Source organism: Paenibacillus sp. lzh-N1, assembly GCF_002872435.1.
In the GTDB taxonomy this organism is placed as follows: domain Bacteria; phylum Bacillota; class Bacilli; order Paenibacillales; family Paenibacillaceae; genus Paenibacillus; species Paenibacillus polymyxa_C.
Window position 1 is genome coordinate 4,481,457 of sequence record NZ_CP025696.1, and the last position, 19,732, is coordinate 4,501,188.

Genomic DNA, 19,732 nt, shown 5'->3' on the forward strand with positions numbered 1-19,732 from the left:
AAGAGTTCTAAAGTAAAAAAACTTTAGAACTCTTTTTGTTAGGAGTTTATCATGATGTCGATGCTGCACGGATTGGTATCTCAATGCTTACCTGTCCGCCGCCTGTCTGGGTGGAGTTGGTGATGAGCAGCTGTCCGCCATGTAGGTTCACAATGGATTTTGTTATATACAGACCCATGCCGTAATGTCCACTTAATCTTCTGGACGAGTCGCCCATATAAAATTGCTCCGCTGCCTGTTTGAGGCCTTCAGGAGAGAAGCCTGGGCCTTCGTCTACGATGCTTAAACGAATACACTCTTCGGCAGACTCCGCAGTCAGCCGGATTTCGCTATATTCCGGCGCTTGCTCTACCGCATTAGAAGCAACATTCATGATGGCTCGCTCAAGCAGAACTGGGTCTACATACAACGTACTAGGGAGGTTGTATGTAGCAAATACGACAGATATTTTTCTGACAGCGGCCAGAGCCATTACCTGATCTTTTATCTTAGTTAGATAAAAGTCAGTATCTATCGTTTCCGCCTGCAGGGTGGCTACTGTTTCCGCTTTTGAAATTTCAATAAGAGTCTTAATATACTGCTCCATTTGCCTGGTGCTCTCCGCTATATAATCGGTATAGTTTTTTTGCTCCTCCGATTGATCGGTTTCGGACAGCAGCTCTACGTTTCCGCGAACGATAGTGAGTGGTGTTTTGACATCGTGTGCCAGGGCGGATATTTGCTCACGACGGGATTTTTCGAGATTCCATTGTTTCTGAAGCGAAGTCTTTAACGTTTCTTTCATTTTATCCATAGAATGGAGCACCCGATCGATCTCCATCACACCACTGAGCTGAATTGAGAAGTCCAGGTCCTGTGCCTGAATTTGCTTTGTAGCCTGCTGCAATCCACTCATTTTGCGCGTCAGCTTTCGTCCGAAGGAGGAAGCGAGTAGGGCTCCTCCCCCCAGGAAGGCGATACAAAACACGGCAAAAAAGGACAATTCCGCGTTCGGCAGATATTGACGTAGAATAGGAAGTTCAAACTGTGCCGAGACAGAGTAGCGCATCACAGTAACTTCATTATTATGTGAAACTTTTACATAGTTATAGGGAAATTGATAGGCAGTATTGCTCTGCTGCGTAACACTCCAAGCGGCTTGAGCCTGCTTTTCAGAAAGATTTCCCTCAATGTGACGGCCTTTCGCAGTGAATAACGCATATCTATATAGTTTCTGCCGAGTATCCGGTTGTAGGGTCTTGCCAGCTTCAAGGATTGCCTTATCCTCCCGTACCTGATTCTCAGCATAGTTCGCGGGAAGAATGGTTCCACAAGACATCAGGATATAGAAGATGAGCACCAGGAACAGCGCTAGCGCAATCGTCCCGATACAGAACATAACTAAATAACCCAGAAAAATGGTTCGCAGTTTGGTTGTCTTATGTGCTTGCTGTATTTTGGCTACTTCCATCGGTACCCGATCCCCCAAACTGTCTCCACTGGCGAAACCTCTACTTTGCCAAGCTTGGCCCGGATATTTTTGATATGCTCCACGATGGTGGCGGAGTCGCTGTCTCCATCAAAGCCGAAGACGGCTTCGTAAATCTGCTCTTTAGAGAACACTTGACCCCAGTTCAGAGCTAGAAACTTACATATCTCATATTCACTTTTGGTAAACGGGATTACAACATTTTGAACGGTGATTTCCTTACCCGACAGATTGAAATGAACTTCCCCGATGCAGAATACATTACGCCGTTCACGATTCTCTCGTCTGAGATGGGCGTTGATTCGAGCGCGCAGCTCTCCAGCCCCAAACGGCTTGACAATATAATCGTCGGCTCCTTCCCCAAGGCCCAACATTACATCGTTCTCCATGGATTTTGCTGTAAGGAACAGGATCGGACAGTCTACCTTGCTGCGAATTTCCCGACAGAGTGTGAATCCGTCCATGCTCGGCATCATCACGTCCAGCAGGATGAGGTCAAAGGCTCCAAGCTGCATGGTGAGAACCTGTGGGGAGGTGGAGACTACCGTGACAACATGGCCATCTTTCTGCAAAATATTTTGAAGTAGTGCCAAAACGGCGGGTTCATCATCAACGGCCAACAAGTTTGCCATGCTTTATTCACTTCCCTTGCTTTCTTTCTCTAATCTTTACTCGGATGAATTTTGTCCTTCCCAACGACAAATCCATAACCCTAATAATACCATGATGACTAAGGTCCCTACTACGCAATATCTGATTCCCAAATCAAGCTGTATAGTTTCAGGGATAGAATCTGCTGAGCTTACGCCGTATTGCACCCAGATCGTGATGAAGCGGGCAGCCCAAGCAGAGGGGATGAATATCCAATTATGATCACCCAGCCCTGTTAGAAGCAAAGCGGACAATAGACTCTCCATGATGCCCAGACCGATAGAAGCTCCTTTACCGAATCGCAAACTAATGAAAAAATGCAGAATATAAAGGAATACACTCGACATAAACAGAATGCAGGCAGCCAACACATAAAACTTCAAGCCATACGGGGACTCTTTCAACAGATATATATAGCCAGCTCCAAAGCCGCCTGAGGCAAGCAGCACACTACCAAATCCCAAGCACAGAAGCAGGCTAAGCTTGCTCAAAAAAGGTAACAGCTTCACCGGCGAGGTCAAGAGGTGTTGAAAATTTCCAGCGACTGACTCCTGCTCAACAGCAATGGAGCATACAATACCAATCATGGTAGGAAGAACCACAGCCAGGACCTGCAAATAGCCGTCTATCTTCGAAATCGGTGAGTATGGAGTGAAGGAATAATAGGCTAGAAAGATTGCTATGCCTAAGAGTGGCACAAGCAGCTGCACCAGCAATAAGGGCTGCCTTCTAAGTTTGAGCACATCAGATTTCAGATTGCGGAAGAAAGATATCATCTTACTTAGCCTCCCGTTTACGGAAAGACATGGCCGTCAGCACTGACAGAATCATGAATAGACATACTGTGATCAACAGGCCGGGAACAATTATGCCTCTATCCAAAAGTGGATCTCCTGAAGGAACGGCAAGCCCATTAGGCAGCACTTGAATGACGGCGCACATCAATCGCGCTGGAATAGCATAGGGTACCGCCCACCATACAGAAGACGTAGCGAACAAGACGGTGCAGGCTACGTTGCCCAGCATGTTGATGATTAGGGTGGCAAACATGCCTATTCGATCCGTTAGGAACAGGCAAAGTGGAACTTGCCACAAAAAGGTGATGAAGAGTAGCAGAGTTGCAGCGACGCTTTCTGCTAGTGTCACGGAAGTTGAGAATACGAATCCGCCAAGAGTTATCCCTATAAATAGGATAATAGAGGAAACCATTAAGAGCCTTACGCAAACCCCGATTTTACCGTACCATACCCGAGCCAAATCTACAGATATGCCAAGGACAGCACGGTATTTCAGCTTCTTGCCATCCTTTTGGATCACTCCTGAGCACATTAAGGTGAGGGCACCTGGTAGCAGCATGAAATACCACCAATTGTAGCTGGCGCTTTGGAGCATACGTCCCCCCATGAGCACGGTACACAGAGTAAGAGTAACGATGGGGGCAAGCCAGACCAACTTTTTCGTGAAGGTGCGCTTTAATTTTAGATGTTCGGCGGCTATGTATTGCTGCATCCTACTCACCTCCCTTTCGATATTTCTGTGCAATCTGCATGAACAACGATTCCAGGTTTTGCCCTGGAGTGACCGCCTCTTGATAAGCTAATACGCCGCCGGCAATGATACCAACATGGTCAACGATTTGTTCGACTTCGGATAAAATATGACTGGAAAGAATTACGGTAATTCCTTGCTTCGGGAAGGAGCGAATTAGTTCACGTTGCTCCTGAATACCAATGGGGTCTAGTCCATTGGTTGGCTCATCTAGGATCAATAGCTTGGGATGATTGAGGAGAGCAATCGCAATGCCCAGCCGTTGCTTCATACCCATCGAGAACTGGCCGGAGCGCTTTTTCCCGGTATGGGTCAAATCAACAATGCTCAGCACTTCATCAATCCGCGAATCAGGTAGTCCAAGCAACGTTGTGCGAACCTTCAGGTTCTCTCTAGCTGTCAAATTCTCATAGAGTGGAGGAGCTTCGATCAGCGCGCCGATCTGAGCAAGATCTTTTCGGGACCAAGGTTTCCCTTGAAATAAAATCTCACCGGCTGTCGGGCGTAGCATACCGGTTAGCATTTTTAAGGTAGTTGATTTTCCTGCCCCATTTGGCCCGAGCAATCCATACACGGAATTCTCCTGAATAGACAACGCGACGTTGTTCACTGCCTGCTGTCGTCCAAAGGTTTTGCAGAGATTTTTAGTCTGTAAAATAATATTATCCATATCAGTTCATCCTTTTCATTCGTTCTGACAACTACTTTACAGATCAATTCTAAGAACTTTATAAGGATTGAAATATTAATGTTTCAAACTTTATGCATTCATGCAGTATTCGCTATAATGGATACAGTGATTTAGGAAAGGGATGTAATCATGGAGAAGGTTATCGTAATCGGATCAGGAATTCTGGGGGCATCGACAGCATACCAGTTAGCAAAAATAGGCGCTGATGTCATTCTTGTAGACCGCAAAGATAAAGGACAGGCGACTGATGCAGCTGCTGGCATTATCTGTCCCTGGCTATCACAGCGACGCAATCAGGCTTGGTACCAGCTAGCCAAAGCGGGCGCACGTTTTTACCCCGGGTTGATTGAAGAACTCAAAAGCGAGGGAGAAACAGAAACTGGCTATGCTCAAGTTGGGGCTCTCAGTATTCACGATGATTTGGAGAAAATCAAAAAAATGCAGGAACGGGCACACTTACGACATACAGATGCACCGGAAATCGGTGAAATTACGCAACTAAATGAAAAGGAAACCCATGAACAGTTTCCTTTATTAGAAGATCGATATCATTCTGTTCATATTAGCGGTGCTGCTCGTATAGATGGTCGTGCGCTACGTGACGCGTTGATCCGATCAGCCCAAAGAAATGGGGCAACCCTTATCCATGGGGATGCTGTGCTTCAATATAATTCCGACCATGTAACCGGAGTAACGGTCGATGGACATAGTTTTTCGTCTGACGTAGTCATTGTTTGTGCTGGTGCATGGGCCAATCAACTGATGCTGCCTTTGGGCATTCGCTTTAAAGTTAGTTTTCAAAAGGCACAAATCATGCATTTGCAGATCCCTGCCGGACAAGATACAGGCACCTGGCCTGTAATCATACCGCCTTCTGACCAGTATTTGTTGGCGTTTGATCAACAGAAGATCGTAATAGGTGCGACTCACGAAAATGAAATCGAAGGCTACGATACAAGAGTAACAGCAGGTGGAATGCAGGAAATCCTAAATAAAGGTTTAGAATTAGCACCTGGTTTGGCAAATAGCACTTTTCAGGAGGTAAGAGTCGGTTTCCGTCCTTTTACCCCCGGTTTTCTACCGGTGCTTGGAGCTGTGCCTGGCTGGAACGGCCTTATAGCTGCCAATGGGCTTGGAGCATCCGGGCTGACCATGGGTCCCTTTATTGGAAGCCAACTGGCAAAGTTAGCACTGGGGATGGCTTTGGATATCAACATCGATGATTATGATATTCAAAATGCTATTGATGAAGATTGATCCTTGAAGCTGGACAACAGTAGATATGCATAAGAAGCCGCCATACTGGCGGCTTTTCTAATAATATAAGTTCTTTTCCTGGCCCAAAGATAGAGCTTATGTCGATTTTTTAAGGTTACTCGTTTCTATTTTAGTCTTAGACCTAGTAAAACCCCGCTACGTAGGAACAAGATTAGTGACACACCGAAACAAATCACAGAAAACAGGCTAACGGAAATAAAACCACCGCTGTGCGCGTATAGCATTCCTGCTGTGAAAGAGCCAACCATTGTTCCAAAATACATAGAAGAATTGGCAAGTGATGAAACTGTTCCGCGTGCTGTGGCAGATAAGGTTTGAAGCATACTCATCATAAGCGGGAAAATCATTCCAAGGATAAGGAAGATCAGAAAATATGTAATTTCGACATAGGTCACACTAGGTAAATAGGGCAGAAGCAAATAAAGCAGACCGATGAAAATTACGCCATAGATCAAAGAGTGCTTAGGCCCCACTTTGTTAACTAAGCTGCTCCCAAATAAGCTGCTGATCGTATTTCCTAAACCAAGGAATAATATCACTGTGCCAATATTTGCAACATTGAGGCTGAATTTGTCGGACAGCCATGTGCCAATAAAAGAGAAGGCAGCAAAATTTCCGAGTTGGAACAGGAAGTAGGCCAGAAAAGCGACCTTAGGTGTTGACCCCTGCAGCAATGAACGGTATCTGTTCCTAATCGAGAGAGCCTTTTGCTTCTGTATAGAAGGAGGCAAGGCGGGCAAGAGAACAGCAGTCCAAATAACGATCAGGAAGGTGCAGCAACCAATCATAATAAAGGGTGTTTGCCACCCGGCGGTAGCGAGATAGCTGCCAATGGGCACGCCTAGCATTTGGGAAAAAGCTAATCCTGCGGTGGCAACTCCCATGGCTTTTAACACTTTATGTGGTTGAACTAACTGAGGAATGGCTGCCCAAACTTGAGGTGAGGCAAAAGCGGCACTAATGCCAGCCAATAAGCGAAAAGCAAACATGGTCCAAAAATCAACGGCAAAGCCGCAAAGTAGAGTGAAGATACCAAAACCAAGTAAGCCGAACAGTAGTACTTTTTTTCGATTCCATGCATCTGACAACGGTCCTGCAATTAAGGCAAACAGAGCATACCCTAAAGCATAGGCTGAAACAATCCAGCCCGATTGTTCGATAGAAATGCCGAAGCTTTCACGAAGAATAGGTAGAAGAGGCGACACAATGAATGTATCCGTACCAATGAAAAACATGATCAAGAAAAACAAGGTGATAATTTTATTCAAAACGAAACCCTCCATTTGTTCTATAGTTTGAATATTTTCGAATAATAGAAATATAGCATTCCAATATGCTATAATGCAACTATAATTCTTTGTTAGGCAGGTGAACGGATCTTGAGAACGCTGTATCATCCCAACGTAATTGAAATTACTCTACCTACAGTTTTATATGCTCTAAGTGACCCCATTCGGCTTAATATCATCCAGATTTTAGACGAAAAAGGGGAGCAATCCTGCAGCTCGATAGATATTTCAGCTCCAAAGTCAACCTTGTCTCATCATTTTAAGGTTCTTCGGGAATCAGGGGTTATTCATACGAGAATAGAGGGAACCCAACGCTTTATCTCTATCCGTTACGATGATTTGAATGAACGCTTTCCTAGCTTGCTGTCGGCCGTACTGATGGGCTTGAAGCAATAAAAGAAAAAGGTCTAGTTAGCATAAAACTAACTAGACCTTATTTGTCGAAGAACAACCATATATAATTATAAATTGCCGCTTATTTTGCAGTTAGAGAGAAGCTGATCCCTCTACACGTCATTCATCATGTCGTTGAGATGCGAATTCTCCAACGATTGTGTCAGGGTTTGCATATTTTTCAAGTAGTCGATTTTATAGATACAGGAGTAGATCACGTTTAATACATAGTCAAAGGCAATTTGCGACGAAAATGTTCCAATCTTGGCATGCTTTACTTCGTCATTAGGTACCTGGATACATATACTACTTCGTTTGGCCAACTCACTTTGATTGGTAGCTGTAATGGTGATAAAAGGGATATTCTCACGCGTAAAATGTCGTGCCGCTTTTAAAAAAATCGGTGACTTACCGTGGTAAGTTAAGAAAATAGCGCAATCTTCTGAAGTTAGATTAGCCGTATGGTAAGCCCATTCAGACAGCTCCGTGGCTATAACCACATACTTGTTGATTTTTACTAATTTATTCTGAAAACTTTTCGCTCGGATTTGTGAATCGCCTAACGCATATATAAAGATCCTATTTGCTTGATCCAGCAACTGGGCTGTTTGTGACAGCAAGTGATCATCCATGAATGTAAAGTTTTTTTCAATCGTTTCCTTCATTAATTCAGCAATTTCTTTCGCCACTTGAAGTGGGGTTTCATCAAACCCGAATGGATAGTTGGGGTCTACATTGGAAATATTCTGGGTATCTTGCTGGAATTCCCGAGCGAGTTTTATTATAAACTCCTTGAAGCCGGATAGCCCAAGTTTGTGAATTAATCGATTAATGGCGGAATGCGAAGTATACGTAGCTTTGGCAAGCTCCTGAATATTTAAGTGCAGGATCGATTCCTTGTGGACCAAAATGTAGGAAGCAATGCTTTTTTCGTTTGGTGTAAAGTTTTGCATTTCTGATAATTGCATCAGTATTTTCAACAGGTTCCCCCCGGTTCAATTGAAATAACGTTTGATAAAAGATACCCAATAAACATTTTGTTTAAAAACAAGCCGTCATGCTTACAAATATTCGGTTAAATGTACCATTTTGATGGCAAATTATTTACGATCGACGTTCTTCTACTATAATAAATGAAAAAGAGCCTAGGGGGAATTAATATGCTTACCATCGGTTATATTGGGAATGGCAAAAGCACCAATCGGTATCATCTTCCTTTTTCATTGACCAGAGATCATTTGAAAGTAAAGACGATCTACGCCCGTAATCCAGATAAAGGGGAGTGGGAGAAAATCCCTGGCGTGCAGTATACAGATAATCTTGAATCTTTAATGAACGATAAGGAAATTCAGTTGATTGTTGTCTGTACACCTGTAGAATCCCACTACACTTATGCGAAAATGGCACTCGACCACGGAAAAAATGTACTTATTGAGAAACCCTTTATGTTAACGAAAGAAGAAGCAGTGTCCATCTTCCAATATGCCAAAGAGAAAAATCTGATTATACAGTGCTACCAAAACAGACGATACGATTCGGATTTTCTTACTACCAAGAAGGTCATTGAATCAGGAAAACTCGGTGATTTGTTGGAGGTGGAAATGCATTTCGATTATTACCGCCCTGAAACCCCCAACTCCACCTCTCATTTTTCCAAATATAACAGTTACCTCTATGGACATGGCGCTCATACCATTGACCAGGTTCTTTCCTATTTTGGGAAACCTGACACGATCCATTACGACGTGCGCCAATTGCTCGGTTCTGGAAGAATGAATGACTATTTTGATCTGGATTTTTATTATCCCTCACTCAAGGTATCCATTAAATCCAGCTTTTTTCGTTTAAAAGAGCGGCCGAGTTTTGTAGTATACGGCAAAAAAGGCGTTTTTATAAAGCAGACAAAGGATCGTCAGGAGGAGCATCTTAAATTATACTATCTGCCTAAGGGACACGCCGATTTTGGCATCGACCAGCCTGAGCATTATGGCATTTTAACGTACCTGGATGATGATGGTCAGTACCATGAAGAAAAAGTGGTTTCTGAAAAAGGAGATTATGCCCGAGTGTATGACGATCTCTATCATTCGATCATACACGGCAAAGAAAAAGCGATTACAGATGAAGAAACCATAACTTCAATGGAAATACTTGAGAAGGGTATAGAGGAGTGTAACTAGAATGAAATTGGGAATTGTCGGAGCAGGAATGATCGTAGGGGATCTATTGAGCTTTATTCAGGAAATCCCGACGATCTTATTAAAGACCATTTGTTCTAGGCCTAGCCATGAAGAGAAATTACTAGCTTGGCAACATAGATATGGAATCTCTCAGATTTATTCGGATTACAGCAAAATGCTGAGGAATAATGAAGTAGATACTGTCTATATTGGTTTGCCTAATCATCTCCATTATTCATATGCCAAAGAAGCATTACTGAGTGGTAAGCATGTCATATGTGAGAAGCCATTTACATCCAATGTGCATGAATTTCTAGAGCTAAAAGAAATTGCTCAGCAAAGAAAACTGGTATTGGTGGAAGCTATTACGAATCAATATTTGAAAAATTATTTGTCCATAAAGGAGTATCTGCCTAAACTTGGCGAGATTAAAATAGTTGAATGCAACTATTCTCAATATTCATCCCGGTATGAGGCTTTTAAAGCGGGAGTAATCCAGCCTGCGTTTAATCCGGAAATGTCTGGCGGAGCATTGATGGATATCAATTTATACAATATTCATTTTGTTGTTGGCCTCTTCGGGAGCCCTAAGAAGGTAGAATATTTGGCGAACATGGAACGTGGAATTGACACTTCAGGCATACTGCTGCTTGATTACGGCGATTTTAAGTGTGTTTGCATAGGTTCAAAAGACAGTACGGCACCCAATGCAGTGAACATTCAAGGCAATAAAGGCTATGTACACATGGCGAGTTCAGCTAATATATGCGATTATTTTGAATACACTCCTAATAAGGAAACGCCCATCCAGGTGGACCTGAAAGATCATTCGCATCGTATGTATGACGAATTCGTTGAATTCGAACGTATCATCCGAGAAAATGATTTGGAAAAAGTCTCGGATATGCTTGAACATAGCGAAAAGGTCATGAATGTCATTGAGAAGGCCAAACAGTCGGCCAATCTTGTGTTTGGTCCCGATAAACACAATCTTTAATGCTTGTACCTGAAATTGAAGAAGCAACTCGCTTGAGCTGCTTCGTAAATTGGGAAATAGCGGTCTGGAAGTTTCCGCGATGGGGCTTGGATGCATGGGAATGAGCTACGGCTATGGCCCGGCTTCTGATCCAAAGAAAATGATCTCAGTCATTCGGGAAGCAGTCGAGCGCGGCGTGACTTTCTTTGATACCGCTGAAGTATATGGACTTTATACGAATGAGGAACTTTTGGGCGAAGCACTTCTTCCTGTTCGCGATCAAGTCGTAATTGCCACCAAATTCGGCTTTAATATTCAGGATGGCAAGCCATTCGGAATGAACAGTCGCCCTGAGCATATCAAAAAAGTTGCTGAAGCATCGCTTAAACGTCTCAAGATTGAAGCCATCGATCTGTATTATCAGCACCGGGTCGATCCAGATTTGCCGATCGAAGAGGTGGCGGGAGGAGCCGTGCAAGATCTGATCAGAGAAGGAAAGGTGAAGCACTGGGGATTATCTGAAGCAGGAGTGCAGACGATCCGTCGAGCACACGCGGTTCAGAGTGAATATTCTCTGTGGTGGAGACGTCCCGAAGAGGAACTCATTCCTGCGCTTGAGGAGCTCGGCATTGGCTTCGTTCCGTTCAGTCCTTTGGGTAAGGGTTACCTGACGGGGAGTTTTAATACAGACACGACATTCAGTCATGACGATTTGCGCAGTATTCTTCCGCGTTTTACTTCAGAAGCGTTGGAGGCCAATCAGGTACTAGTGGACCTGCTTAAGGAGATGGCTGAGCAGTTAAAAGCAACGCCAGCTCAAGTTGCGCTCGCCTGGCTGCTTGCCCAAAAGCCGTGGATCGTTCCGATTCCGGGCACGCGGAAATTGAGTCGTTTGGAAGAAAATTTAGGCGCGGTGAGTCTTCAGCTTACGTCTGAAGATGTGCGGAACATTAGCAATGCAGCCTCACAAATCCCTTTGATGGGCGCGAGATATACGGAGGAGTTGGAGAGAAGAACAGGCCTATGATCTAATTCTTCATAGCTGTGGAGATTGAATTGATGGAATACCTTTTTTTCAGAGAGTCGTACCAGGTAAAATCATCGAATTTATACGAAAATGATTTTACCCGGTATGACGTATTTAAGATCAATAGCACAATCATAGCGTTCTAACTAAAGTCTATCCCTTAATGAAACTTATATCAATCACGAGGAAGTCTCTTTAGTTAGAGTGAATAATTGAGATGAGAAATCATATTTCTCCGCAATATTAAAATCCTGGTCAGCCTTATAAGGCGGGGTGAGTATAAGTCCGATGTTCATTAACTCGCTGCCCGTGAAACGTCGATCCAGTTCTTCCACGAAATATACTGCCATTTCGTCCAGTCCGATGAGCTTTAGCCGTGAATAAGCTGCATTGGGGCGTGAGAGTACCTGGTACCAGCCGACGAGAGCATGCTCACGTTCTGCATCAATGGTCATCCAAGCTGTCTCATTTTTTTCAAAGGGACTTAGCAGACGGTAAAACGTTCCCTGGGTAACTAATCGTTGGTGACGTTTATACAGTTGTATTTGCTTTTTGATTATATTGCACTCTTCCTCGGTTAAAGCTAATGGATCAAGTTCGTAACCGAATACACCGAAGTAGGCGACATTTGATCTGGTTTGCAGCGGTGCGGTTCTGCCTACCTGGTGGTTCGGAATGGTTGACACATGAGCACCCATGCTGCTAAGCGGATAGGCCATGGAAGTGCCATACTGAATCTTAAGACGTTCAATAGCTTCGCTATCGTCGCTCGTCCATGTTTGCGGAGCATAATAAAGCATCCCTGGATCAAATCGTCCTCCACCGGAAGCACAGGACTCAAACAAAACCTCAGGGTATTTGGTAATCAGTTTCTCATATAAAGCATACACGCCTAGGACGTAACGATGGAAAAACTCGCCCTGTCTTTCCTTGCCCAGAGATAATGAATAGGCTTCTGAAATGCAGCGATTCATATCCCATTTTACATATTCGATATGAGCAGAAGAGAGCACGTCATCCATTAACTTAAACAGGTAATCCACAACAGGCGGTTGGGAATAATCAAGAACATACTGATGTCGTCCATGCTTGCGTTTACGCCCGGGTGTTCCCACAACCCAATCCGGATGTTCCCTCATAATATGAGAGTCGGAGTTAACCATTTCCGGCTCAAACCAAAGACCGAATTTCATACCAAGCTCATTGATCTTCTTTGCCAAATTCGAGATTCCGTTCGGTAGCTTTTCACGATTTTCAAACCAGTCACCGAGTGAGGAGGTATCATTGTTTCTTTGACCGAACCAACCGTCATCCAAGACAAAGAGCTCAATCCCTAGTTCACTTGCTTTTTTAGCCATATCCACTATTTTCTTTTCGGTAAAATCAAAGTAGGTACCCTCCCAGTTATTGATCAATACAGGTCGTTCCCGTTCAGCCCAGCTACTACGAATTAAGTGTTTATTGTACAGGCGATGGAACGCCTGGCTCATGCCGTTCAAACCGCTCTGTGAGTAGACCATAACTGCTTCAGGTGAATAAAAACATTCTCCAGGCTTCAGAGTCCAGCAGAATTTGTCAGGATGAATACCGAGGCTCAGTCGGGTAGTTGAGTAGCTGTCCACTTCCGCCTGGGCAAGAAAGTTTCCGCTGTAGACGAGATTCACTGCATATATTTCTCCTTGGTGTTCCTGAGATCCCGGTTTGGCAAGCGCCAAGAATGGATTGTGAATATGACTACTAATTCCTCGTGTGCTCCCAATGGACTGAACACCTGGTCTGAGTGGTGTACGCTCCACATGTCGTTCCCTACCCCATGCCCCCGACAAATGAATAATTTCATATTCGGAGTCAGGAAGATCAAGGCTCATGCTCATTAGACGGTTGACTCTCAGAACACTATTTCCGGAATTCGTTATGGATACGGATCTCGTGATTACAGGCAGTTCACTGAAGATGGTGTATGCAAGCACGGCAACCGCTCCTGTAAGGGAATCGGTCAGCGTGATCTGGAGTGTCTCTGCTTCATCTGCTTCCTTACAAAACGTAGCAGGGAGATGGGGGATTTTAGGTTTCCCCGTGATGACCTCGTAACGGTCAAAGATGAACTCCATGACATGAGAACCGTCCTCCTGTATGATCTCAACTGCTGGTTCTCTAAAGTCTCCACTTCCCGAAGAAGGAAATTCCTGCTTGATGCTTTCCAATGATGTTACCAAGTCACCATCAAATTCACCGATAGACACAGAGCGGTAGCTTCGTTCAATAAAACGGTCATATTGACCTAGGTACTCCATTTTTTTGCCATAATACAAATGCTCCAATTGCCCGTTCTCCATGACACGGAAAAGATAACTACAGTATTTGTTCGTTAAGTGAAATGTACGTTCCTTTGGGTTAACTTGTATACTAGCCATGTACATAGCCCCTTTCAAAATATAGCAGACCTGTTGAAAGCGTTATTATCGAATTCAGCATAACAAAGCCAGGGGGAGAAAATACATTACTTTTTTTAAGCGTATTATGGGAAAAACAAAGAAACCTTCAAAGGAAATCTATAGTTAGATCCAACCTTTTTTCTAGGCATTTGTCATCCTTAATTTATGCTATACTGATAAATTAACAAACATAGATTCTATATTGGGCAAAGTACGGGGAGGGTGCGAATGGGCCAGAATACGATTCAGGATGTAGATACACATCCCAGTTCAGAGCATGAAAATATATCGGATCTGATTCTATAAAATTGTGGGATAGGCGCATATAGGGAACAATTTCTTTGGTTTTGCTATATTAATCTATAAAAATATTGGTATTTGGAAGCGGTTTTCTTTGCTATCGTAAAATTATTGGTTTTTCCCTGCATGGTATTTTTAACGATTGTAGGAAAAATACTTTTTACGGGAGGAGCACCGCGCGTGGATTTCATAACCACCTTTATTCCAGCTGTCGGCTGGGGAGTCATGCCGATATTGGCGTATATGACTAAAGCCAGTCCCCGAGAACAGCTGACAGGTACCGTTATTGGTGCTGTGCTGTTTGCCCTGTGCGTGTATATCAATCATCCAGCCTCATTAGCACCGATTCCTTTCGTGGTAAGTTTTATATCCGGTATTTTCTGGGCTGCTGGACAATTGTTCCAGTTTCGATCTTTCCAAAAAGTAAGCGCATCCATCACCATTCCTGTTATTTGCGGTCTACAGTTGATAGGGACGACGTTATTTGCCGCACTGATCTTGGGTGAATGGATAACAGGTTACCAATATGGGATGGGTGTTGGTTCTCTTCTGTGTATTTTAGCGGGAGTTCTATTGACCAGCTATCAGGGCAAGTCTGCTGGGCTGTCTAAGCCTATGCCGTTACGAATTATCATGATGCTGGTTTGCTCCGGGTTAGCGTTAAGCAGTTATGTAGTTATCAATCAGTACTTTAACATATCTGGGCTGTTCGTCATTCTGCCGCAATCGCTCGGGATGTTATGCTCGGCCCTGGTCATAAATTTGAAAGGCAAACATCGGCTACGCTTCTCTCCAGTGCTTCGCAATTTGTTTACAGGATTGGTTTGGAGCATTGCTAATCTAGCACTATTTATTTCCAACGGTCTGATCGGCATGGCGGCTAGTTTTCCGATCTCTCAAGCGAGCATTGCAATTGCTTGTGTCGGCAGCATTTTATTATTTAAGGAAAAGAAAAGTCTTTATGAATGGTTAGCTATACTTGTGGGAATTACGGTGCTGATGATAGGAGTAGGAATGATTAGCCTGCTTAAGCCCTAGAGAGAATTTGTGGAGAAAAAGCCTATATACCAATAGGGCACGCTTTTCGGGATTGACAGAGGTATAGCAGCATGAGAAAATGTACGCGCGTACATAAAATGATTGGAGGTGGGCAATATCGTTTCGCGCAAGGAAGTAGCAGAACTCGCTGGCGTGTCTGAAGCGACGGTGTCTCGGGTATTGAACGCGACCGGTCCTATCAAGGAAGATACGCGGAAACGGGTCCTGGACGTTGCCAATCAACTTGGATATGTTCCCAGTGCATTGGCCCGCAACTTTGCCCGAAGCAAAAGCGGCCATCTTGGTGTGGTTATGCCTTATGTCCCGAAGGCGCACCTGTTCTCTGCTTATTTTTTCTCCGAGATGCTGAGCGGCATCGGTAACAAGGCCAGAGACAGCGGGCTCGATCTACTACTATTATTCCGAAAACCGGGCGAACGGATGGACTACAGCAGTCTTTTCCGTCAGCAAAAGGTCGACAGTTGTATCATCCTTGGAGCAAGGGATGACCACGATGAGGTGGAGGCTCTGAAGAGACTTCAGCAAGAGGGGCGACCGTTCTGTGTCATGAATCACCATTTTGAAGGGCAGTCGTTCTGTGAAGTGGATGCAGACCATGTAGAAGGAAGCCGGGCGGCTGTAAGTCATCTCATTGAGCAGGGATGCAAGCGGATAGCCTTTCTCAACGGTCCGGATATCTATTCCAACAGTACTGAGCGATTGAAGGGTTATCTCATCGCGCTTCAGGAGGCTGGTATTGAATATGACCATGAGCTGATTTTGGAAGGCAATTACAGTCGTCGAAGCGGGCTCGAAGCGTCGGCTACAATCGCAGACAAATTAGATGATATTGATGCCGTATTTGCGGCGAACGACCGGATGGCCCTCGGTGTAATGCAGGGTCTCCGTGAGCGCGGGCTGGCAGTTGAGCGGTTTCCAGCGTTTGTAGGCTATGATGACTCGGATGCAGCTGAGATGGCTGTTCCGCCACTAAGCAGTGTCCGTGTTCCATTTTATGAGATGGGGGAACTTGCAGCCTCGAAGCTTATACCCGATTCTCAGGATCTCACTCCGGCTCTGGAACTGACTGGGTGCGACTTAATCAGAGAACTCCTGTCCACAGAGCTGATTATTAGGGCGTCATCCATTCGTCAATAACATCATTCATCAATAATTCGTTGAAACTCATACCCATAAGGAGGATCACGACATGTCTAATCGTCTTCGTATTGGAATGGTTGGCTACAAATTTATGGGCAAGGCTCACAGCAACGCTTACCGTAGTCTACCCATGTTCTTCCCGGATGCCCCGCTGCAACCAGAGATGTCCGTTATCTGTGGACGTAACGAGCAGGGGGTTCAGGCAGCTGCCCGCCAGTTCGGCTGGAGCGAAAGTGTTACGAATTGGCGTGATCTAGTGAAACGTAGCGATATTGATCTTGTTGACATTAACGCCCCGAGTAATGCCCATAAGGAAATTGTCATTGAGGCTGCCCTCCATGGCAAGCATCTGTTTTGTGAGAAGCCGCTTGCGCTTTCATTGGCGGATTCCCGTGACATGCTGCAAGCAGCAGAGAAAGCAGGGGTCAACCATATGATTGGCTTCAACTACCGCTTTTCTCCGGCTGTCCAGCTGGCGAAGCAGCTCGTCGAAAGCGGTCGCCTGGGCAAGATTTATCATTTTCGCGCCTTTTTCCTTCAAGACTGGATTATGGACCCGTCCTTTCCGCTGGTATGGCGGTTGCAAAAAGAAGTGGCCGGTTCTGGCTCTCATGGTGATCTTGGCGCCCATTTGATTGATCTCGCTCGGTTTCTGGTCGGCGAGTTTCACGAAGTCATCGGCATGAGCGAGACGTTCATCAAACAGCGTCCGCTGGCTACGGAGATGAGCGGATTGAGCTCCAAAAGGAGTACCGAGGCCAATGCACCGATGGGAGAAGTGACGGTTGATGATGCCACGTTGTTCCTAGCACGCTTTGCTGGAGGTGCGCTGGGCAGCTTTGAGGCCACACGCTTTGCAGCCGGACATCGGAGCACAAATTCATTCGAAATCAACGGTAGTCTGGGCAGTGTACGGTTTGACTTTGAGCGAATGAATGAGCTGGAAGTGTATTTCACACAGGATGAGGAAGGTGTTCAAGGCTTCCGCCGCGTGCTCGCCACCGATCCGGCACACAAGTATTCCGAAGCCTGGTGGCCTGCAGGACATACAATTGGATTCGAGCATACCTTCACCCACGAGATGCTAGAGATGTTGAGTGCTATCTCCGAAGGACGGCAACCTTCACCAAACTTTCATGACGGGGTCGCTTGCCAGGCCGTGCTTGAAGCAGTAGAACGATCTATAAAGGAACGCCGTTGGGTATCCATTGAAGAAATGTAGGTTAACAACACATTCCGAAAGGTGAGTGGATTACAGATGCGCAAGGCACTGATTGTATGGGGTGGATGGAACGGACATGAACCGGAGCAGGTGGCGGCCATTTTTGAACGCATTCTGAAGGAAGAAGGGTTTGAGGTGGAGGTGTCCAGTACCCTTGAAGCGTATCAGGATGCGGAGAAACTGCTTGGCCTGGACCTGATCGTTCCCATGTGGACCATGGGACAGATTGAGCAGGAACTGATCAATAATGTCTCAGCAGCGGTTCAAAGCGGCGTAGGTCTGGCAGGCTGTCACGGTGGCATGTGTGATGCCTTTCGAAACAACGTGGACTGGCAATTCATGACAGGTGGGCAATGGGTTGCACATCCCGGCAATGATGGGGTGGAGTACATGGTAAACATAAAGCGTGGATCGAGCCCGCTGTTGGACCATATTGAGGATTTTCAGGTCATAAGCGAGCAGTACTACCTCCATGTAGACCCTGCGGTTGAGGTGCTGGCAACCACACGCTTCCCGGTCGTTCCGGGACCTCATTCGGCCAATGGGCCAGTGGATATGCCCGTTGTATGGACAAAGCGGTGGGGAAACGGCCGCGTGTTCTACAATTCGCTAGGTCATCACGCAGATATCATAGAAATTCCTCAAGTGACCGAGATGATGCGCAGCGGATTCCTGTGGACTGCGGCAGGCAAACAGGCTGCGACCAGCCGAGGTAGCTCGCTGGCAGAGGCATACACGGGTATGGCAGACAACCAGCAACAGTAGCGTGAACAGGATAGTATCCGATGTAATAAAAGAATGCCATTATCCATTTTTTCTGAAGGAGAAGGGAGTCCAGGCATGAAAAAAATGAAAGTGGGCATTATCGGTTGCGGTAAAATTAGCGGAATTTATATGGAAAATTGCCATCGTTTCGACATTCTGGAGCTGTTCGCAGTAGCGGATCTGGACCAAAGTCGGGCAGAGGAGCAGGCGATAGCGTTCAACGTTCCGAACGTATATTCGGTAGATGAGATTTTGGCTGATCCGCAGATCGAACTCATCATTAATTTGACCATTCCGGCCGTTCACGCCGAGGTGTGTCTCAGAGCTCTTGAGGCTGGCAAGCATGTCTATGTGGAGAAGCCACTTGCCGTCACTCGTGAGCAGGGCCAGGCTGTCTTGGATCTTGCTCATCAAAAGGGACTACTTGTTGGCTGCGCACCGGAGACCTTCTTCGGCTCCGGTATACAGACATCATTGAAGTTGATTGAAGACGGAGTCATTGGGAATCCGGTAGCCGCTACAGCTTTCATGATGAGCCGTGGACATGAACATTGGCATCCCGATCCTGAATTTTATTATGCAGTCGGCGGTGGCCCGATGTTTGATATGGGCCCTTATTATTTGACAGCTCTGGTGCAATTGCTGGGACCGATTGCCACCATTTCGGGCATGACAAGCAAGGCGATAGATCAGCGAACGATTACGAGCGAGAAAAAGAGAGGCCAGACTATCCCAGTCGATATTCCGACCCATGTGGCTGGATTGTTGCGCTTCAAGCAGGGAGCTGTCGGTACGCTGATTACCAGCTTTGACATTTTTGGAGGTAGCACTCTGCCACCGATCGAGGTGTATGGTACGCATGGCACGTTGCAGGTACCTGACCCGAACACATTCGGAGGGCCAGTTCGCTTCAGGCTGCTAGGCGAGCACAATTGGACAGAGGTACCGCTGCTGCCAGGTTACCAGGAAAATACACGGGGTATCGGAGTTGCCGATATGGCCTATGCTATCCGCAACGGACGACCTCACCGCGCCAGCGGGGAACTGGCCTACCATGTGCTGGAAGCGATGTGGGCGTTCCATGATTCTTCCGATCAGCAGACCTTTTATACGATGCAGAGCACATGTCAGCGCCCGGCGGCTTTACCGGAAAACCTGCCCTTATATACGTTAGATGTATAAAACAAGTACCAGCCTGAAGCTGACCTGCAGCATACAAGAATTATAAGACTGGAGGGGCTGTCCCAAAATTCGGTCTGGGGATTTGCGTATTCTGCTTTGATATTAATTACTATAAAAAAGAAGGCTCC

At 45.6% G+C, this 19,732-nt stretch carries 18 protein-coding genes; 10 read left to right on the forward strand and 8 right to left on the reverse strand.

Going from position 1 to position 19,732, the window contains the following annotated elements; translation table 11 throughout:
- Window positions 1–49: 49 nt before the first annotated feature.
- The 5 genes from C0638_RS20170 to C0638_RS20190 are packed head-to-tail and all read right to left on the reverse strand — an operon-like array spanning window position 50 to window position 4,337.
- Complete coding sequence (locus tag C0638_RS20170) at window positions 50–1,450, reverse strand: HAMP domain-containing sensor histidine kinase (protein ID WP_058711643.1); 1,401 nt, start codon at window positions 1,448–1,450, stop codon at window positions 50–52.
- Window positions 1,441–2,100: a response regulator transcription factor gene (locus tag C0638_RS20175; protein WP_058711644.1), complete on the reverse strand. Its 660-nt coding sequence runs from the start codon at window positions 2,098–2,100 to the stop codon at window positions 1,441–1,443. The genes C0638_RS20170 and C0638_RS20175 overlap by 10 nt, the downstream gene beginning before the upstream one ends.
- A gap of 36 nt (window positions 2,101–2,136) precedes the next feature.
- Window positions 2,137–2,895, reverse strand: a complete 759-nt coding sequence (locus C0638_RS20180; protein ID WP_040103669.1) for a lantibiotic immunity ABC transporter MutG family permease subunit — start codon at window positions 2,893–2,895, stop codon at window positions 2,137–2,139.
- 1 nt (window position 2,896) lies between these two features.
- On the reverse strand, window positions 2,897–3,628 hold the full coding sequence (locus tag C0638_RS20185; RefSeq protein ID WP_040103670.1) for a lantibiotic immunity ABC transporter MutE/EpiE family permease subunit: 732 nt from the start codon (window positions 3,626–3,628) through the stop codon (window positions 2,897–2,899).
- 1 nt (window position 3,629) lies between these two features.
- Window positions 3,630–4,337: a lantibiotic protection ABC transporter ATP-binding protein gene (locus C0638_RS20190; protein WP_058711645.1), complete on the reverse strand. Its 708-nt coding sequence runs from the start codon at window positions 4,335–4,337 to the stop codon at window positions 3,630–3,632.
- Between the two features lie 150 nt (window positions 4,338–4,487).
- On the opposite strand from C0638_RS20190, the gene C0638_RS20195 reads away from it, so the two are divergent.
- Entirely contained in the window at window positions 4,488–5,615 is a 1,128-nt protein-coding gene (locus tag C0638_RS20195; RefSeq protein WP_040103672.1) for an NAD(P)/FAD-dependent oxidoreductase, read from the forward strand.
- Window positions 5,616–5,740: 125 nt separating this feature from the next.
- Here C0638_RS20195 and C0638_RS20200 read toward each other — a convergent pair whose 3' ends face one another.
- Complete coding sequence (locus C0638_RS20200) at window positions 5,741–6,904, reverse strand: MFS transporter (RefSeq protein WP_058711646.1); 1,164 nt, start codon at window positions 6,902–6,904, stop codon at window positions 5,741–5,743.
- 111 nt (window positions 6,905–7,015) lie between these two features.
- Between C0638_RS20200 and C0638_RS20205 the strand changes: the two genes are divergently transcribed.
- Window positions 7,016–7,321: an ArsR/SmtB family transcription factor gene (locus C0638_RS20205; protein ID WP_014599797.1), complete on the forward strand. Its 306-nt coding sequence runs from the start codon at window positions 7,016–7,018 to the stop codon at window positions 7,319–7,321.
- 110 nt (window positions 7,322–7,431) lie between these two features.
- Here C0638_RS20205 and C0638_RS20210 read toward each other — a convergent pair whose 3' ends face one another.
- On the reverse strand, window positions 7,432–8,298 hold the full coding sequence (locus C0638_RS20210; protein WP_013371333.1) for a MurR/RpiR family transcriptional regulator: 867 nt from the start codon (window positions 8,296–8,298) through the stop codon (window positions 7,432–7,434).
- Between the two features lie 180 nt (window positions 8,299–8,478).
- Between C0638_RS20210 and C0638_RS20215 the strand changes: the two genes are divergently transcribed.
- The 3 genes from C0638_RS20215 (at window position 8,479) to C0638_RS20225 (ending at window position 11,501) form a co-directional block, all read left to right on the forward strand.
- Complete coding sequence (locus C0638_RS20215; protein WP_025678525.1) at window positions 8,479–9,498, forward strand: Gfo/Idh/MocA family oxidoreductase; 1,020 nt, start codon at window positions 8,479–8,481, stop codon at window positions 9,496–9,498.
- Window position 9,499: 1 nt separating this feature from the next.
- Window positions 9,500–10,495, forward strand: coding sequence for a Gfo/Idh/MocA family protein (locus C0638_RS20220; protein ID WP_058711647.1), 996 nt, complete (start codon window positions 9,500–9,502; stop codon window positions 10,493–10,495).
- A 94-nt stretch (window positions 10,496–10,589) separates the two neighbouring features.
- Entirely contained in the window at window positions 10,590–11,501 is a 912-nt protein-coding gene (locus C0638_RS20225; RefSeq protein ID WP_419179365.1) for an aldo/keto reductase, read from the forward strand.
- Window positions 11,502–11,680: 179 nt separating this feature from the next.
- On the opposite strand, the gene C0638_RS20230 is transcribed toward C0638_RS20225, so the two are convergent.
- The gene (locus tag C0638_RS20230) at window positions 11,681–13,915 is read right to left on the reverse strand and encodes an alpha-galactosidase (protein ID WP_058711648.1); all 2,235 of its coding nucleotides are present in this window, start codon (window positions 13,913–13,915) and stop codon (window positions 11,681–11,683) included.
- A 501-nt stretch (window positions 13,916–14,416) separates the two neighbouring features.
- Here C0638_RS20230 and C0638_RS20235 point away from each other — a divergent pair.
- The 5 genes from C0638_RS20235 to C0638_RS20255 all read left to right on the forward strand — a co-directional run bounded on the left by C0638_RS20235 (window position 14,417) and on the right by C0638_RS20255 (window position 19,604).
- The gene (locus C0638_RS20235) at window positions 14,417–15,274 is read left to right on the forward strand and encodes a GRP family sugar transporter (RefSeq protein ID WP_058712061.1); all 858 of its coding nucleotides are present in this window, start codon (window positions 14,417–14,419) and stop codon (window positions 15,272–15,274) included.
- Between the two features lie 102 nt (window positions 15,275–15,376).
- Entirely contained in the window at window positions 15,377–16,432 is a 1,056-nt protein-coding gene (locus C0638_RS20240; RefSeq protein ID WP_080683406.1) for a LacI family DNA-binding transcriptional regulator, read from the forward strand.
- A 52-nt stretch (window positions 16,433–16,484) separates the two neighbouring features.
- Window positions 16,485–17,657, forward strand: coding sequence for a Gfo/Idh/MocA family protein (locus C0638_RS20245; RefSeq protein WP_058712060.1), 1,173 nt, complete (start codon window positions 16,485–16,487; stop codon window positions 17,655–17,657).
- Window positions 17,658–17,693: 36 nt separating this feature from the next.
- A complete protein-coding gene (locus C0638_RS20250) occupies window positions 17,694–18,422 on the forward strand; it encodes a ThuA domain-containing protein (RefSeq protein WP_013371325.1) in 729 nt (242 codons plus the stop codon).
- A 75-nt stretch (window positions 18,423–18,497) separates the two neighbouring features.
- Entirely contained in the window at window positions 18,498–19,604 is a 1,107-nt protein-coding gene (locus C0638_RS20255) for a Gfo/Idh/MocA family protein (RefSeq protein WP_058712059.1), read from the forward strand.
- Window positions 19,605–19,732: the final 128 nt, after the last annotated feature.

Coding starts and splice junctions, on each gene's coding strand:
- C0638_RS20170 (WP_058711643.1), bottom strand. CDS start 1,450: ATGGAAGTAGCCAAAATACAGCAAGCACATAAGACAACCAAACTGCGA.
- C0638_RS20175 (WP_058711644.1), bottom strand. CDS start 2,100: ATGGCAAACTTGTTGGCCGTTGATGATGAACCCGCCGTTTTGGCACTA.
- C0638_RS20180 (WP_040103669.1), bottom strand. CDS start 2,895: ATGATATCTTTCTTCCGCAATCTGAAATCTGATGTGCTCAAACTTAGA.
- C0638_RS20185 (WP_040103670.1), bottom strand. CDS start 3,628: ATGCAGCAATACATAGCCGCCGAACATCTAAAATTAAAGCGCACCTTC.
- C0638_RS20190 (WP_058711645.1), bottom strand. CDS start 4,337: ATGGATAATATTATTTTACAGACTAAAAATCTCTGCAAAACCTTTGGA.
- C0638_RS20195 (WP_040103672.1), top strand. CDS start 4,488: ATGGAGAAGGTTATCGTAATCGGATCAGGAATTCTGGGGGCATCGACA.
- C0638_RS20215 (WP_025678525.1), top strand. CDS start 8,479: ATGCTTACCATCGGTTATATTGGGAATGGCAAAAGCACCAATCGGTAT.
- C0638_RS20220 (WP_058711647.1), top strand. CDS start 9,500: ATGAAATTGGGAATTGTCGGAGCAGGAATGATCGTAGGGGATCTATTG.
- C0638_RS20225 (WP_419179365.1), top strand. CDS start 10,590: ATGGGAATGAGCTACGGCTATGGCCCGGCTTCTGATCCAAAGAAAATG.
- C0638_RS20230 (WP_058711648.1), bottom strand. CDS start 13,915: ATGGCTAGTATACAAGTTAACCCAAAGGAACGTACATTTCACTTAACG.
- C0638_RS20245 (WP_058712060.1), top strand. CDS start 16,485: ATGTCTAATCGTCTTCGTATTGGAATGGTTGGCTACAAATTTATGGGC.
- C0638_RS20250 (WP_013371325.1), top strand. CDS start 17,694: ATGCGCAAGGCACTGATTGTATGGGGTGGATGGAACGGACATGAACCG.
- C0638_RS20255 (WP_058712059.1), top strand. CDS start 18,498: ATGAAAAAAATGAAAGTGGGCATTATCGGTTGCGGTAAAATTAGCGGA.